The organism is Paucibacter sediminis (genome assembly GCF_030254645.1).
Lineage (GTDB): Bacteria > Pseudomonadota > Gammaproteobacteria > Burkholderiales > Burkholderiaceae_C > Paucibacter_B > Paucibacter_B sediminis.
The window spans coordinates 3,389,903-3,405,150 of record NZ_CP116346.1 but is presented as its reverse complement, the minus strand read 5'-3'; the positions used below and the strand labels follow the sequence as shown (position 1 = coordinate 3,405,150).

Sequence of the window (15,248 nt, the reverse complement as noted above, 5' to 3'; positions counted from 1 at the left end):
GCTATTCGCGATGGTAGGGATGACCTTCCATCACCGACCAGGCGCGGTACAGCGCCTCGGCCAGCAGCACGCGCACAAAGGCATGCGGCAGGGTGAGGTCGGAAAGGCGCAGCATCTCGTCGGCCTTGTCCTTGAGGTCCGGGTGCAGGCCATCGGGGCCGCCGATGAAGATGGCCACATCTCGGCCATCGCCCTTCCAGCGCTCCAGGCGTTCGGCCAGTTGCTTGGTGGTCTGGCGCTCGCCGCGCTCGTCCAGCACGATGCGGCGCACGCTCTTGGGCAGAGCCGCCTCGAGGCGCTGCGCCTCGGCCGCCATCAGCTGCTCGGCGCTCTTGCCGCCGCGCGGCTCGGCCTTCACGGCCTTGAGCTCCAGCCGCATCTCGGGCGGGAAGCGCTTGGCGAAATCCTCGTAGGCCGCGTCCGCCCAGGCGGGCTGACGCTGGCCCACGGCCACCAGCAACAGGCGCATGCCTGCTTAGGCCTTGCTGCGGCCGGCGGGTCGCTTGGGCGCTGCTTTGGCAGCAGGGCGGGCGCTGCTCACCTTGGGTGCGGCCTTCTTGGCGGCCGGCTTCTTGCCGTTCACGCCGACCTTGATGGTCTTGGTGGCAGGCGCCGTGACGGCCTTCACGCCCACGGTGCGGCTGACGGCCTTCTTGGCGGCGACCTTCTTGGCCGGCGCTTTGGTCGGCGCCTTGGCAGGCGTTTTGGCCGCTGCCTTGGCGGCGGGCTTGGCCGGCGCCTTGGTAGCGGTCTTGCTAGCAGTCTTGGCAGGCGCCTTGACCGCAGCCGCCTTCTTCGCCGCGGGCTTCTTGGCCGCGGCCTTCTTCGCCGGCGCGGCCTCGTCCTCAGACGCCTTCACCAGCTTGGTCTCGCTGCTGCCCAACTTGAGCTTGACGGGCTTCTCGCCCCAGATCTCTTCCAGGTGGTAGTACTCGCGGATGGCCGGCTGCATCACATGCACGACGGCAGCGCCGCAGTCCACGATGATCCATTCGCCGTTGTCTTCGCCTTCCGTGCGCATCACCTGCAGGCCACGGCCCTTGACCGTCTCCCGCACGCTGGAAGCCAGCGCCTTGGTCTGCCGGTTGCTGGTGCCCGAGGCGATGATGACGCGCTCGAACAGCGGCGACATATGCTCGGTGTTGAACACCACGATGTTCTGGGCCTTGACGTCTTCCAGACCATCGACGATGGCACGTTGCAGTTTACGAATGTCCATTCAGTACTCGCTGTAAAGATGGTGCTGGGCAATATACCCCGCAACCCTCTCGCCCACCATGGGCTTGATATCCCCGCCACGCAAGACTTGCTCGCGCACGAGGGTGGATGAAATATCCATGGCCGGCATGTCCAGCCGCTGCATGCGGTGGGCCACCAACTCGACTTCGGCCGCGGCACGGATTTCTTGACCCGCCCTCGCCGCCACCGCCAACTCCACCAGGCCCAGCAGCTCGCGCCATTGGTGCCAGGTGGGCAATCTCGCATACTGGTCCTGGCCGAGGATCAGCACCGGCGTGATGCCCGGCTCGCTCGCCAACCAGGCCCGCACCGTGTCTATCGTGTAGCTGGGGCCGTCGCGATCGAGCTCGCTGCGGTCCAGCTCGAAACGCGGCTCGCCCTCCAGGAGCAGCGCCACCATGGCGGCGCGATGCTCGGCCGCGCTCAGCTGCCGCTGCGCCTTCTGCCAGGGCCGCCCCGCCGGCACCCAGCGCAACCCGTCCAGGCCCAGTTGCCGCAGCGCGCTGCGCGCCAGGGCCAGATGCGCCAGATGAACGGGATCGAAGCTGCCGCCGAACAGCCCGATGCGCCGGGCGCTCAAAGCCATAGATGGGTGGCCGTCTCGTCGGCCCAGTCGCGCGGGCGCAGAAAATCGCTGTACAGCCTGGCTTCGGGTGTGCCCTCCTCGGGCTTCCAGTCATAGCGCCACTTCACCAACGGCGGCATCGACATCAGGATGGACTCGGTGCGCCCGCCCGACTGCAGGCCGAACAGCGTGCCGCGGTCGAACACCAGATTGAATTCGACATAGCGCCCGCGCCGGTAGGCCTGGAAGTCGCGCTCGCGCTCGCCATAGGCCAGGCCCTGGCGGCGCTCGACGATGGGGGCATAGGCCGGCAGGAAGGCATCGCCCACCGACTGCATCATGCCGAAGGCCGCGTCGAAGCCGCCCTCTGCATAGTCGTCGAAGAACACCCCGCCGATGCCGCGCGGCTCGTTGCGGTGCTTCAGGAAGAAGTACTCGTCGCACCAGCTCTTGAAGCGCGGGTAGAGCTCGGGGCCATGCGGCTCCAGCGCGCTGCGGCAGGTGCGGTGGAAATGCTGCGCATCGCGCTCGAAGCCGTAGTAGGGCGTGAGGTCCATGCCGCCGCCAAACCACACCACCGGCTCGCGATCGGCCGGCAGGGCCGCGAACATGCGCACGTTCATGTGCACGGTCGGCACGAAGGGGTTGTGCGGATGCAGCACCAGCGAGACGCCCATCGCCTCGAAGGGCGCGCCGGCCAGCTCGGGCCGGTGCTGGGTGGCCGAGGGGGGCAAGACCCGACCCTTGACGTGCGAGAAATTGCAGCCGCCGCGCTCGAACAGGCCGCCCATCTCGATCAGGCGCGTCAGGCCATCGCCCTCCAGGCGGCCGCCCGGCTCGCGCTGCCAGCCGTCGGTGATGAAGGGTTGGCCATCCAGGCGCTCCAGCCCGCTGATGATGCGCTGCTGCAGACCCAGCAGGTAGTCGCGCACGAGTTCTGTGTTCATGTCTTGAGCCTCACCGGGCTGGCCAGTTCGGGCCGCTTGCCGCGGCAGCTGGCCAGGTAATCGGCAAACAGGGCCAGGTCTTGCGCCGGGTCGCCGCTGAGTTGCACGAAGCAGGTCAGGCCCACGCGCTTGCGGCCGAAATCGAAATAGGCCAGGCCCACCGGCACGCCGGCCTGCACCGCCACATGGTAGGCGCCGGAACGCCAACCATCCACATAGGCGCGCGTGCCCTCGGGCGCCAGCGCCAGCCAGAACTCCTCGTCGGCCGCCTGGGCCGCGCGGACGCGCGCCACCGTGTCGGCCACCAGGCCGGAGGCGCTGCTGCGGTTCACCGGCACGCCGCCCAGCCAGCGCACCCAGGCGCCGAACAGGGGCACGCGGAACAGGCTGTCCTTGCCCCAGAACTTGACGTTCAAGCCGAAGGCCCATTTGGCCAGCAGGCCCAGCACGAAGTCCCAGTTGGAGGTGTGCGGGTAGGCCATGATGACGCCCTGCTTGCCCGGCAGGCCGTCAAAGGCGAGCTCCCAGCCGGCCAGCTTCAGCAGGCCGCGCGCCAGCTTGCTGCCGCGCGCCTGCACCGGCATGGCACCGGTCAGGACACGCGGAGGCAGCTTCATGGGCTCTCGAGGGCTCAACGCTTCACCGCCCGGTAGCCGATGTCCTGGCGGTACTGCTTGCCCTCGAACTGGATGCTGGTGAGGGTGTCGTAGGCCAGCTGCTGGGCGTTGCGCACCGACTCGCCCAGCGCGGTGACGCAGAGCACGCGCCCGCCGTTGGTGAGCAGCTGACCGTCCTGCTCGATGGTGCCGGCATGGAACACCATCGCGTCCTCGGCATCCGCCGGCAGGCCGGTGATGGCATCGCCCTTGCGCGGATTGAGCGGATAGCCGCCCGCGGCCATCACCACGCCCAGCGCCACGCGGCGGTCCCACTGCAGCTCGACCTGGTCCAGCGTGCCGTCGGTGGCGTGCATCAGCACCTCGAACAGATCGCTCTTCAGCCGCATCATGATGGGCTGGGTCTCGGGGTCGCCCATGCGGGTGTTGAACTCCACCGTGCGCGGTTGGCCGCTAGCATCGATCATCAGGCCGGCGTAGAGGAAGCCGGTAAAGGGATGGCCATCGCGCGCCATGCCATGGATGGTCGGCATGATGATCTCGTGCATCGCCTTGGCATGCACATTGGGCGTTACCACCGGCGCGGGTGAGTAGGCGCCCATGCCGCCGGTGTTGGGGCCCTCGTCCTTGTCGAGCAGGCGCTTGTGGTCCTGGCTGGTGGCCAGCGAGACCACGTTCTTGCCGTCGCACAGCACGATGAAGCTGGCTTCCTCGCCCTGCAGGAACTGCTCGATGACGACGCGCGCGCCGCCTTCGTTGTGCACCACGCCGAGTTTGTTATCGGCCAGGATCCAGTCGATCGCCTCATGCGCCTCGGCCAGCGTCATCGCCACCACCACGCCCTTGCCGGCGGCCAGGCCGTCGGCCTTGATGACGATGGGCGCACCCTGGGCATCCACATAGGCATGCGCCGCCGCGGCATCGCTGAAGGTCTCGTAGGCCGCGGTGGGGATGCCGTGGCGCTGCATGAAGTCCTTGGCATAGGCCTTGGACGACTCCAGCTGCGCGGCCGCCTTGGTGGGGCCGAAGATGCGCAGGCCGCGCGCGCGGAACTCGTCCACCACGCCAGCCGCCAGATAGGCCTCGGGGCCCACCACGGTGAGCGTGATCTTCTCGGCCTGGGCGAAGTCCGCCAGCGCCTTCACGTCGGTGATGGGGATGTTCTTCAGGCGCGCGTCGCGCGCCGTGCCGCCATTGCCGGGGGCCACGAAAACCTGGCTGACCCGCTCGCCCTGGGCCAGCTTCCAGGCCAGGGCATGTTCACGGCCGCCGTTGCCAAGCACCAATACTTTCATTCGCTGACTTTCATTCACCCAGGCTGGCGTTGTGATAGACCTCTTGCGTGTCATCCAGGTCTTCCAGCACGTCCAGCAGCTTCTGCATGCGGACGGCGTCTTCACCGGTCAACTCGATGGTGTTGTCGGCGCGCATGGTCACCTCGGACAGCTCGGGCACCAGGCCGGCGGCTTCCAGCGCTGCCTTCACGCCTTCGTAGGCGGCGGGCGAGCTCAGCACCTCGATCGAGCCGTCTTCGCCGCTCACCACATCGTCGGCGCCGGCTTCCAGCGCCACTTCCATCAGCTTGTCTTCCGAGGTGCCGGGGGCGAACAGGAACAGGCCGCAATGCTTGAACTGGAAGGACACCGAGCCGTCGGTGCCCATATTGCCGCCGTACTTGCTGAAGGCATGACGCACCTCGGCCACGGTGCGGACCTTGTTGTCCGTCATGGTGTCGATCATGATGGCCGCGCCGCCGATGCCGTAGCCTTCGTAGCGGATTTCCTCGTAGCTCACGCCGTCGAGATTGCCCGAGGCCTTGTCGACGTTGTACTTGATGCGGTCGGCCGGCATATTGGCGGCCTTGGCCTTTTCGATCGCCAGGCGCAGGCGCGGGTTTGCGCTCAGATCGGGGCCACCGGCCCGTGCCGCCACCGTGATCTCACGGATGATGCGGGTCCAGATCTTGCCGCGCTTTTCGTCCTGACGGCCCTTGCGATGCTGGATATTGGCCCATTTGGAATGCCCTGCCATTGCCTTGATGCTCCTGCGCGTGCTGGCGAATGCGGGCGCCCGCCGAACGGTCCGCCGCATTCAATCTTGTTGGATAGACTGCGATTTTAGCCGCCGCCCCAGGGCGCGCCCTTTTTGCACCGGAGACCCACCGCATGGCCGACCCCATCCTGCTGGCACGCCACGACCAGATCGAGTGCCAGCTGCTGCCCGCGCTCGCCAATCGCCACGGCCTCATCACCGGCGCCACCGGCACCGGCAAGACCATCAGCCTGCAGAAGCTGGCCGAGGAATTCAGCCGCATCGGCGTGCCGGTATTCCTGGCCGACGTGAAGGGCGACCTCACCGGCATCTCGCAGGCCGGCAAGCCCAGCGACAAGCTGCTGGCCATCCTCAAGGAGCGCGGCCTCGAGCCCTCCGCCCCGCTGGCCTGCCCCACCACCTTGTGGGACGTGTTCGGCGAGCAGGGCCATCCGGTGCGCGCCACCGTCTGCGACATGGGCCCGCTGCTGCTGGCGCGCATGCTGGCGCTCAACGAGACCCAGCAGGGCGTGCTGCAGATGGTCTTCAAGATCGCCGACGACAACGGCCTGGCCCTGCTGGACCTGAAGGACCTGCGCGCCATGCTGCAGCATGTGGGCGAGCATGCGAGCGACTACACCACCCAGTACGGCAATGTCAGCGCCGCCTCGGTGGGCGCGATCCAGCGCGGCCTCCTGCAGATCGAGGCCCAGGGCGGCGACCAGTTCTTCGGCGAACCGATGCTGAACATCGCCGACTTCATGCAGACCGATGGCGGCCAGGGCGTCGTCAACATCCTCGCCGCCGACAAGCTGATGGCCGCGCCGCGCCTGTACGCGAGCTTCCTGCTGTGGATGCTGTCCGAGCTGTTCGAGACCCTGCCCGAGGTCGGCGACCTGGACAAACCCAAGCTGGTGTTCTTCTTCGACGAGGCCCACCTGCTCTTCAAGGAGGCGCCCGCGGCGCTGGTGGAACGCATCGAGCTGGTGGTGCGCCTGGTGCGCTCCAAGGGCGTGGGCGTCTATTTCGTGACCCAGAACCCGCTGGACATCCCCGACGCGGTGCTGGGCCAGCTGGGCAACCGGGTGCAGCATGCGCTGCGCGCCTTCACCCCGCGCGACCAGAAGGCCGTCAAGGCCGCGGCCGACACCATGCGCGCCAAGCCGGGGCTGGACATCGCCACGGCGATCGGCGAGCTGGCGGTGGGCGAGGCCCTGGTGAGCCTGTTGGACGAGAAGGGCCGGCCCAGCATCACCGAGCGCGTCTATGTGCTGCCGCCCGGCAGCCAGATCGGCCCCATCACCCCGGCGCAGCGCCAGGCCCTGCTGCAGGCCTCGCTGGTGGCCGGCGTGTACGAGAAGACGGTGGACCGCGAGTCGGCCTACGAGAAGCTGAGCGGCCGCGTGGCCGGTGCCGCCGCGGCGCCGGCACCGGCCGGCGGCAGCCTGGCCGACGAGGCCACGCGCGCGGTGAACCACGGCCAGCCCCCGGCGCCCGCCCCTGCGGACGAGGGCGGCGGCCTCGGTGGCGCACTGAAGGACGTGCTGTTCGGCAGCACCGGCCCGCGCGGCGGCCGCAAGGAAGGGCTGGCCGAATCGGCCGCGCGCTCGGCCATGCGCTCGATCGGCTCGGCGGTGGGCCGCGAGATCATCCGCGGCGTGCTCGGCAGCCTGCTGGGCGGCAGCAGCAACCGGCGCCGCTAGGCAACCGCTGGCGCCAGCCGGCTGCGCTTGGTCGCAGCGCGCTCGGCCGTTCGCTCCCTGGTGGGCACAGTTCGCTCCATACCAACCAGGAGCCCGCCATGAACGCACAGATGTTGATGATGATCGTCCAGCACACGCCCGCCTGGGTCTGGGGCCTGCTCGCCGCGCTGCTGGCGCTGGGCCTGAGCCAGACCCGCACGCAGCAGGTTTCGGAAGGCCGCCTGCGCCTGCTGCCGCTGGCCTTTGTCGGCTTGGGTGTCTGGGGTACCTTGTCGGCCTTTGGTTGGCACAGCGGCGTGGCCCTCGCCTGGGCGGGCAGCTTTGTGCTGAGCTACCGGCTGGTGCGTGGCAGCGGCTGGCCCGGCGCGGCACGCTATGTGCCGGCACAGCAGGGCTTCCATGTCCCCGGCAGCTGGCTGCCGCTGGCGCTGATGATGGCCATCTTCGTGCTCAAGTACGCCGTGGGCGTGACGCTGTCGATGCAGCCCCAGCTGGCACAGACGGCGGACTTCGCCATCGCGGTCAGCGCCGCCTACGGCGCGCTGAGCGCGGTGTTCATGGGCCGCGCCCGCAACATCCTGGCCCGGGCCCCGGCCCAGGCCGGTGCCGCCGCGACACTGGCAGCCTGAGCCCCTCCGCGCACGCGCACAATCCCGCCCCATGCACACCACCCCGCCCCGCTTTGCCGGTCATGCCCACAGCGGCCCGGTCTGCCAGCGGCTGCTCAGGCATGCCGCCCATGCCGCCGCCCTCTGCCTGCTCATCGGCCTGCTGCTGGCGGCGATGTCCGGCTGGCGCCATACCGGCGCCAAGCTGAGCTATTCCTTTGCCATCGGCATGCAATGCTGGCTCTACATCGACGGCGGCCGCGCCCTGATCGCCCAGCTGCTGCACCGCCGCTACCCGGATGACGCCGAATGCGCCAATGGCTGGCCGGGCTGGGCCTGGATGGCCTTCTGCGTGCTGCTGGGCGCGGCGCTGGGCTACACCCTGGGCGTGCTGCTGGGCGACTGGCTGACGGGCCAGCGCTCGATCTACTGGTGGGAGGCCAGCTGGGGCAGCATCGCCAGCACCGCCATGTTCACGCTCACCATGGCCAGCCTCACCACCGGCTACTTCTACACGCGCGGCCGGCTGCTGGCCGCCCAGGCCCAGGCCGAGCAGGCGCGCCGCGTGGCCGCCGAGACCCAGCTCAAGCTGCTGGAAACCCAGCTCGAACCGCACATGCTGTTCAACACCCTGGCCAATCTGCGCGTGCTGATCGGCCTGGACCCGGCGCGCGCCCAGGCCATGCTGGACCAGCTGATCGCCTTCCTGCGCGCCACCCTCAACGCCTCGCGCAGCGGCAGCCACAGCCTCAAGGACGAGTTCGCGCGCCTCGCCGACTACCTGCAGCTGATGCAGGTGCGCATGGGCGCGCGGCTGCAGCCCGAGCTGAGCCTGCCGGCCGAGCTGCAGGCGCTGCAGATCCCGCCGCTGCTGCTGCAGCCACTGGTGGAGAACGCCATCAAGCATGGGCTGGAGCCGCATATCGAGGGCGGCCATCTGCGCGTTGCCGCAGCGCTGCAGGGTCAGGTCTTGCTACTGAGCGTCAGCGACGACGGGGCCGGTCTGAACGCCCAGGGCACCACCGCGGGCACCCGCTTCGGCCTGCAGCAGGTGCGCGAGCGCCTGCTGGCGCGCTACGGTCAGCAGGCCGGGCTGAGCATCAGCGCCCCGGAGGCCGGTGGCTGCCGGGTCGAGATCAGCATCCCACTTCAAGAGGCGCAAGCCCAATCAACATCTGTATAGGCATGAGCACCATCACGACCGCCCTAATCGCCGAAGACGAGCCGCTGCTGGCCGAGCATCTGCGCGCCGAGCTGGTCGCGCTCTGGCCCGAGCTGGAGATCGTGGCGATGGCCGCCCATGGCCAGGCCGCGGTGGACGCCGCGCTGGCGAAACGGCCGCAGGTCTGCTTCCTCGACATCCGCATGCCGGGCCTGAGCGGCCTGGAGGCCGCCGCCGCCATGGCGGAGGACTGGCCCGAGGGCACGCCCTTCCCGCTGCTGGTGTTCGTCACCGCCTACGACCAGTACGCGCTGCAGGCCTTCGAGCATGCGGCGGTGGACTATGTGCTCAAGCCGGTGCAGCGCGAGCGCCTGACCCAGACGGTGCAGCGCCTGCGCCAGGCCCTGGGTGGCCGAGCGCAGGCGGAGGACACCGCGCCTGCCCTGCACAACGCGGTGGCGCAGCTGCGTGCCTTGCTGGGAACCGGTCTGAGTGCACCCGCCGCCGCCGCGGCACCGCTGCGCCTGCTGCAGGTGAGCGTGGGCAACACCATCCAGATGGTGCCGGTGAGCGAGGTGCTGTATTTCGAGGCGGCCGACAAATACGTGCGCGTCATCACCGCCGGCAAGGAGCATCTGGTGCGCATCTCGCTGCGCGAGCTGCTGCCGCAGCTGGATGCCGGCCTGTTCTGGCAGGTGCACCGCAGCGTGGTGGTGCGCGCCGACGCGATCGCCAAGGCGGTGCGCGACGAGGCCGGCAAGCTCAGCCTGCACCTGCATGGCAGCACCGACCGGCTGGCGGTGAGCCGCATGTACGCCCACCTGTTCAAGGGCCTCTAAAATCGCGGCTGATCCTTTCTCTCTCTTCAGAAGCGCCCTCAATGTCCCTTCCCCACGACGCCAAGCCCAACGCCCCCAGCGACGAAGCGCACAAGCCGCACAACTTCCTGCGCGCCATCATCGAGCGCGACCTGGAGCAGCAGGGCGGGCAGCCTGAGCGTCATTTCGCCGGCACCCCGGGCGACGCGGCCCACCATGCGGCCGGCCCGCTGGACCCGGCCCGGATCCGCACCCGCTTCCCGCCCGAGCCGAACGGCTATCTGCACATCGGCCACGCCAAGAGCATCTGCCTGAACTTCGGCCTGGCGCGCGATTACGGCGGCATCTGCCATCTGCGCTTCGACGACACCAACCCCGAGAAGGAAGAGCAGGAGTATGTGGACGCCATCAAGGAGATGGTGTCCTGGCTGGGCTGGGACTGGAACCAGGGCGGCACCTCGCACCTGTTCTTCGCCAGCGACTACTTCGACTTCATGTACCGCGCAGCCGAAACCCTGATCTCGGCCGGCCACGCCTATGTGGACGAGCAGACGCCCGAGCAGATGCGCGCGCATCGCGGCGACTTCACCACCCCGGGCGTGAACAGCCCCTTCCGCGATCTGGGCGTGGCGCACCACCTGCAGCGCTTCCGCGAGATGCGCGATGGCAAGCATGCCGATGGCGCCATGGTCTTGCGCGCCAAGATCGATATGGCCAGCCCCAATATCAATCTGCGCGATCCGGCGCTCTACCGCATCCGCCGCGCCACCCACCACAACACCGGCGACCAGTGGTGCATCTACCCGATGTACACCTTCGCCCACCCGATCGAGGACGCGCTGGAACGCATCAGCCATTCGATCTGCACGCTGGAGTTCGAAGACCAGCGCCCCTTCTACGACTGGCTGCTGGAGCATCTGGCCGAGGGCGGCCTGCTCGCCAAGCCCCTGCCCCGCCAGTACGAATTCGGCCGCCTCAACCTCAGCTATGTGGTGACCTCCAAGCGCAAGCTGCGCCAGCTGGTGGACGAGGGCCATGTGGACGGCTGGGACGACCCGCGCATGCCCACCCTGGTCGGCATGCGCCGGCGCGGCTACACGCCCGAAAGCATCCGCACCATGGTGGAAGGCACCGGCGTCACCAAGCAGAACGCCTGGCTGGACTATGGTGTGCTGGACGGCTGCCTGCGCGCCGACCTGGAAGGCAAGGCCGCGCGCGCGATGGCGGTGCTGGACCCGGTCAAGCTCAAGCTCAGCAACTACGCCGAGATCTTCGGCAGTCTTGAGCACCGCGAGCCCAGCGGCGCGCCCGCGCATCCGCATCTGCCCGAGCTGGGCCAGCGCCAGTTCAGCCTCGGCCCCGAGCTTTGGATCGAGCGCGAGGACTTCATGGAGCAGCCGGCCAAGGGCTACCACCGCCTCTACCCGGGCAACAAGGCGCGCCTGAAGGCCGGCTATGTGGTGGAGTGCACGGGTTGCGAGAAGGATGCTGAGGGCCAGATCACGGCCGTGCTGGCGGCCATCGTGCCCGATACCAAGAGCGGCACGCCGGGCGCGGACGCCATCAAGGTCAAGGGCGTGATCACCTGGGTGGGCGTGCACGAGGGCGTGGCCGCCGAGGTGCGGCTGTACGACCGCCTCTTCACCGAGGCCCAGCCGGATGCCGGCGGGCGCGACTTCCTGGAAGTGCTGAACCCGGCCAGCCTGAAGGTGGTGACGGCCTATCTGGAGCCGTCGATGGCCGCGGTGTCAGCCGATACCAAGGTGCAGTTCGAGCGCCACGGTTACTTCGTGGCCGACCGCGTCGACCATCGCGCCGAGCGCCCGGTGTTCAACAAGATCACCGGCCTGCGCGACGGCTGGGGCAAGTGAATTGAATTAAAAAACGTCGACTCAGGCGGTGCAGGCCTGCACCACCGGGTTGGCGTATTCATGGCCCACCACGGCGCGCGCGAACAGATAGTTCTCCAGCGCCTTGTCGCTCAGCGTGTCCAGCAGCACGTCACCGCGCGCATCGCAGGGAAAGGCCAGCGCCTTGCCGGCGTGGAACAGCGACTGGAAACGCAGCTCGAACTGGCCCGGTGAGGGGCCCTCCTGTGCGGTGCTCGGAACGGACTTGTTCATCTCGATTCTCCCAACGACGTCTTGATGATTCACGCCTCCACGCCTCAAGACTAGGCCTTGGATGGGGGGGTGACCATGTGAATAGGTCTCGACTTAACGTCGGATGTTTGCTGGCGGTGGACTAGGAATTGGGCTGACAGCATTAATTCACGCTTGCCCGTCACTCCTCGCCGGCGATCAAGTCTGCCAGGCGCCGCACCTTGACCTTGCGGCCCTTGAGCTTGCCCAGGCTGAGGCGCTTGACCGCCTCTCTTGCAATGCCGCGCGCCACCGCCACATAGGTGTGGAAGTCGGTGACGTTGATCTTGCCGATCTCGGCCGCGGTGAAGCCGGCCTCGCCGGTGAGCGCGCCCAGCACATCGCCGGGGCGGATCTTGTCCTTGCGGCCACCCAGGATCTGCAAGGTGTCCATGGGCGGCAGCAGCGGGCCGCCGGGCGCTACCGTGAGCGTGTCCAGGCCCTGCCAGGGCAAGACCTGGCCCTGGAGTTGCTCGATGCGGCCGATGCGGCCCATCTCGTCCATGCTCACCAGGCTCAGCGCCAGGCCCTCGGCGCCGGCGCGCCCGGTGCGGCCGATGCGGTGCACATGCACCTCGGCGTCGGGCGTCACCTCCACATTGATGACGCATTCCAGCTGGGCGATGTCCAGGCCGCGCGCCGCCACATCGGTGGCCACCAGCACCGAGCAGCTGCGGTTGGCAAACTGGATCAGCACCTGGTCGCGATCGCGCTGCTCGAGATCGCCATGCAGGGCCATCGCCACAAAGCCCTGGGCCTGCAGCACCTCCACCAGATCGCGGCATTGCTGCTTGGTATTGCAGAAGGCGATGGTGCTGGCCGGGCGGTAATGCTGCAGCAGCTGGGCCACCGCATGCAGACGCTGGTTTTCCGTGACTTCGAAGGCGATCTGCCGTATCTGCGCGGGCGACTGCGTGGCCGCGGCGCTCAGCTTCACTTCCAGCGGATCGCGCAGCAGCTGGGCCGCCAGCTTGGCAATGCCTTCCGGGTAGGTGGCCGAGAACAGCAGGGTCTGGCGCTGCTTGGGCGCGCGCTTGGCCACCGCCGCGATGTCGTCGAAGAAGCCCATGTCCAGCATGCGGTCGGCTTCATCGAGCACCAGGGTCTTGAGGCCGCTGAGGTCCAGGGTGTCGCGCTCCAGATGGTCCAGGAGGCGGCCGGGCGTGCCCACCGCGATGTGGCAGCCGAACTGCAGGCTCTCGATCTGCGGCCGCATCGGCGAGCCGCCGCACAGCGTCAGCACCTTGACGTTCTCCTCGGCGCGCGCCAGGCGGCGGATCTCCTGCGTCACCTGGTCGGCCAGCTCGCGCGTGGGGCACAGCACCAGAGCCTGCAGGCCCTTGTCGGCGCTGTCCAGCTTGCTGAGCAGGGCCAGGGCGAAGGCGGCGGTCTTGCCGCTGCCGGTCTGGGCCTGGGCGATCAGGTCGCGGCCTTGCAGCGCGGGCGGCAGGCTGGCGGCCTGGATCGGCGTCATCTCGGCATAACCCAGCTGGGCCAGATTGGCCAGCATGGCGGCCGAGAGCGGCAGTTGGGCGAATGCGCGGGGAGCGGCGAGCTTGTCGGGAGAGGCGTGCATCGACGGATTATCCCCGCCGAGGCTGACGGCGATTGGGCATGTGCGCCTAGCCGCCGGATCGCTTGGCGGGCCAGCCCACCGCGATCAGCTGCTGCAGCACCTTGTCGCAATGGTCGCCCTGGATCTCGATGACCCCGTCCTTGACCGTGCCGCCGCTGCCGCAGGCGGCCTTGAGCTGCTTGCCCAGGGCGGTGAGCGCCGCCTCGTCCAGCGGCAGGCCCCTCACCAGGGTCACGCCCTTGCCGGCGCGGCCCTTGGTCTCGCGCGAGACGCGCACCTTGCCGTCGCCCAGCGGCGCCAGCTTGCCCTTGCCGCACACACAGGCGGCGATGGGCTGACGGCAGGCCGGGCACATGCGGCCAGCCTCGGTGGAATAGACCAGGCCACCGCTCGAAGACTTGGATTTCATGACAGGGCGGGCGCACCGAACAGCGCCACTTGCAGTTCGTCGGGCGCATTGATGGTGCGCACGCGCAGATAGGCCTCCTCGGCCTCGGGATAACGGCGGCGCAGATAGTGCAGCCATTGCTTGAGCCGGCCGGCCTGGTGGCGGGTGGCGATATGGGTGCGCACGATGGCGAAGAAATCCTGCATCAGGGGCAGCAGCTGGGCCCAGGCCAGCGGTGCGGCGTCGGGTGAGCGGATCGCCAGGGCCAGGCCCGGGTCGGCCACCATGCCGCGCCCCAGCATCAGGGCCTCGCAGCCGGATTGGGCCTTGCAGGCCCGAGCATCGGCGGCGGTCCAGACCTCGCCATTCGCCACCACCGGCACATCCACCGCCTCGCGCACCGCGGCGATGCGATCCCAGTAGGCGGGCGGCTTGTAGCCATCGGCCTTGGTGCGGGCATGGATCACCAGCTCGGCCGCTCCGGCGCCCACCATCGCATGGGCGCATTCCAGCGTGCGCGAATCGTCCAGATAGCCCAGCCGCATCTTGGCCGAGACCGGCACATGGGCCGGCACGGCGCGCCGCACCGCCGCGACGATGCGCGCGATCAGCTCGGGCTCGTCGAGCAAGACCGCGCCACCGCGGTGCAGGTTCACGCATTTGGCCGGGCAGCCGAAGTTCAGGTCGATGCCCTCGGGGCCCAGCTCGGCCAGGCGCGCGGCATTCTCGGCCATGCAGACGGGGTCGGAGCCCAGCAGTTGCGCGCGCACCGGCACGCCCGCGGGCGTGCGGCCACCGGCGAGCAGCTCGGGCACGATGCGGGTGAAGACGCGGTTCGGCAGCAGCATGTCGGTGATGCGGATGAACTCGGAGACGCAGCGGTCGATGCCACCCACGCGCGTCAGCACGTCGCGCAGCATGTGGTCGAGCAGCCCTTCCATCGGTGCCAACAAGATCATGCCGGCAGCTCCCGATGCGTCAGGTACAGGCGCAGATCGAACTCCAGCTGCCCGTACGCGGGCTCCATGTGCGAGCACAGCTGGTAGAAGGCCTTGTTGTGGTCCAGCTCCTTCAGATGCGCGAGCTCGTGCACCACGATCATCTTGAGGAACTCGGCCGGCGCTTCGCGGAACAGGCTGGCGATGCGGATCTCGCGCTTGCTCTTGAGCTTGCTGCCCTGCACGCGCGAGGCCCGGGTGTGCGTGCCCAGCGCATGCTGCAGCACCTTGAGCTTGGCGTCGTAGGCGACCTTGCTGACGGGCTCGGCGTTGCGCAGGAAGCGGCTCTTGAGTGACTGGGTGTAGTCGAACAGCGCGCGGTCGCTCTGCACCTCATGGCCCTGGGCATAGCGGCTGCCCAGGTATTCGCCCAGGCGGCCGCTGGCTATCAGCGTCTGCACCTGGGTGACGAGATGGGCCGGATAGCCGGCCAGGTACTTCAGCGGGCCCATGCC

Annotated in this window: 17 protein-coding genes; 5 read left to right on the top strand and 12 right to left on the bottom strand. The window is 68.6% G+C overall.

Annotated elements, in window-relative coordinates:
* Window position 1: 1 nt before the first annotated feature.
* Genes rlmH through PFX98_RS15765 form a run of 7 tightly spaced genes read right to left on the bottom strand, consistent with a single transcriptional unit; the run spans window position 2 to window position 5,399 of the window.
* Complete coding sequence (rlmH, locus tag PFX98_RS15795) at window positions 2-469, bottom strand: 23S rRNA (pseudouridine(1915)-N(3))-methyltransferase RlmH (RefSeq protein WP_285231442.1); 468 nt, start codon at window positions 467-469, stop codon at window positions 2-4.
* 6 nt (window positions 470-475) lie between these two features.
* The gene (rsfS, locus tag PFX98_RS15790; protein WP_285231441.1) at window positions 476-1,219 is read right to left on the bottom strand and encodes a ribosome silencing factor; all 744 of its coding nucleotides are present in this window, start codon (window positions 1,217-1,219) and stop codon (window positions 476-478) included.
* On the bottom strand, window positions 1,220-1,825 hold the full coding sequence (gene nadD / locus PFX98_RS15785; protein WP_285231440.1) for a nicotinate-nucleotide adenylyltransferase: 606 nt from the start codon (window positions 1,823-1,825) through the stop codon (window positions 1,220-1,222).
* On the bottom strand, window positions 1,816-2,751 hold the full coding sequence (gene hemF / locus PFX98_RS15780; protein WP_285231439.1) for an oxygen-dependent coproporphyrinogen oxidase: 936 nt from the start codon (window positions 2,749-2,751) through the stop codon (window positions 1,816-1,818). The genes nadD and hemF overlap by 10 nt, the downstream gene beginning before the upstream one ends.
* Window positions 2,748-3,368 carry a 1-acyl-sn-glycerol-3-phosphate acyltransferase gene (locus tag PFX98_RS15775; protein ID WP_285231438.1) on the bottom strand — a complete coding sequence of 207 codons (621 nt, stop codon included), beginning with the start codon at window positions 3,366-3,368 and terminating at the stop codon, window positions 2,748-2,750. The genes hemF and PFX98_RS15775 overlap by 4 nt, the downstream gene beginning before the upstream one ends.
* A gap of 14 nt (window positions 3,369-3,382) precedes the next feature.
* Window positions 3,383-4,663 (bottom strand): phosphoribosylamine--glycine ligase, encoded by a 1,281-nt coding sequence (gene purD / locus PFX98_RS15770; RefSeq protein ID WP_285231437.1) that lies wholly within the window; start codon window positions 4,661-4,663, stop codon window positions 3,383-3,385.
* Window positions 4,664-4,673: 10 nt separating this feature from the next.
* Complete coding sequence (locus tag PFX98_RS15765) at window positions 4,674-5,399, bottom strand: YebC/PmpR family DNA-binding transcriptional regulator (RefSeq protein WP_285231436.1); 726 nt, start codon at window positions 5,397-5,399, stop codon at window positions 4,674-4,676.
* 134 nt (window positions 5,400-5,533) lie between these two features.
* On the opposite strand from PFX98_RS15765, the gene PFX98_RS15760 reads away from it, so the two are divergent.
* From PFX98_RS15760 to PFX98_RS15740, 5 genes are all read left to right on the top strand, one after another.
* Window positions 5,534-7,102, top strand: a complete 1,569-nt coding sequence (locus PFX98_RS15760; protein WP_285231435.1) for a helicase HerA-like C-terminal domain-containing protein — start codon at window positions 5,534-5,536, stop codon at window positions 7,100-7,102.
* A gap of 98 nt (window positions 7,103-7,200) precedes the next feature.
* Window positions 7,201-7,731, top strand: a complete 531-nt coding sequence (locus PFX98_RS15755; RefSeq protein ID WP_285231434.1) for a DUF6622 family protein — start codon at window positions 7,201-7,203, stop codon at window positions 7,729-7,731.
* Window positions 7,732-7,762: 31 nt separating this feature from the next.
* Window positions 7,763-8,893, top strand: a complete 1,131-nt coding sequence (locus PFX98_RS15750) for a sensor histidine kinase (protein WP_285231433.1) — start codon at window positions 7,763-7,765, stop codon at window positions 8,891-8,893.
* A 2-nt stretch (window positions 8,894-8,895) separates the two neighbouring features.
* Window positions 8,896-9,711: a LytR/AlgR family response regulator transcription factor gene (locus PFX98_RS15745; RefSeq protein WP_285231432.1), complete on the top strand. Its 816-nt coding sequence runs from the start codon at window positions 8,896-8,898 to the stop codon at window positions 9,709-9,711.
* Between the two features lie 41 nt (window positions 9,712-9,752).
* Complete coding sequence (locus PFX98_RS15740) at window positions 9,753-11,561, top strand: glutamine--tRNA ligase/YqeY domain fusion protein (protein ID WP_285231431.1); 1,809 nt, start codon at window positions 9,753-9,755, stop codon at window positions 11,559-11,561.
* A 21-nt stretch (window positions 11,562-11,582) separates the two neighbouring features.
* Here PFX98_RS15740 and PFX98_RS15735 read toward each other — a convergent pair whose 3' ends face one another.
* The 5 genes from PFX98_RS15735 to PFX98_RS15715 form a co-directional block, all read right to left on the bottom strand.
* Window positions 11,583-11,813: a hypothetical protein gene (locus PFX98_RS15735; RefSeq protein ID WP_285231430.1), complete on the bottom strand. Its 231-nt coding sequence runs from the start codon at window positions 11,811-11,813 to the stop codon at window positions 11,583-11,585.
* A 160-nt stretch (window positions 11,814-11,973) separates the two neighbouring features.
* Complete coding sequence (gene dbpA, locus PFX98_RS15730) at window positions 11,974-13,407, bottom strand: ATP-dependent RNA helicase DbpA (RefSeq protein ID WP_285231429.1); 1,434 nt, start codon at window positions 13,405-13,407, stop codon at window positions 11,974-11,976.
* Between the two features lie 46 nt (window positions 13,408-13,453).
* Window positions 13,454-13,816, bottom strand: coding sequence for a translation initiation factor Sui1 (locus PFX98_RS15725; RefSeq protein WP_285231428.1), 363 nt, complete (start codon window positions 13,814-13,816; stop codon window positions 13,454-13,456).
* Window positions 13,813-14,754, bottom strand: coding sequence for a tRNA dihydrouridine synthase (locus PFX98_RS15720; protein ID WP_285231427.1), 942 nt, complete (start codon window positions 14,752-14,754; stop codon window positions 13,813-13,815). The genes PFX98_RS15725 and PFX98_RS15720 overlap by 4 nt, the downstream gene beginning before the upstream one ends.
* The gene (locus tag PFX98_RS15715; RefSeq protein WP_285231426.1) at window positions 14,751-15,245 is read right to left on the bottom strand and encodes a M48 family metallopeptidase; all 495 of its coding nucleotides are present in this window, start codon (window positions 15,243-15,245) and stop codon (window positions 14,751-14,753) included. The genes PFX98_RS15720 and PFX98_RS15715 overlap by 4 nt, the downstream gene beginning before the upstream one ends.
* Between the last annotated feature and the right edge of the window lie 3 nt (window positions 15,246-15,248).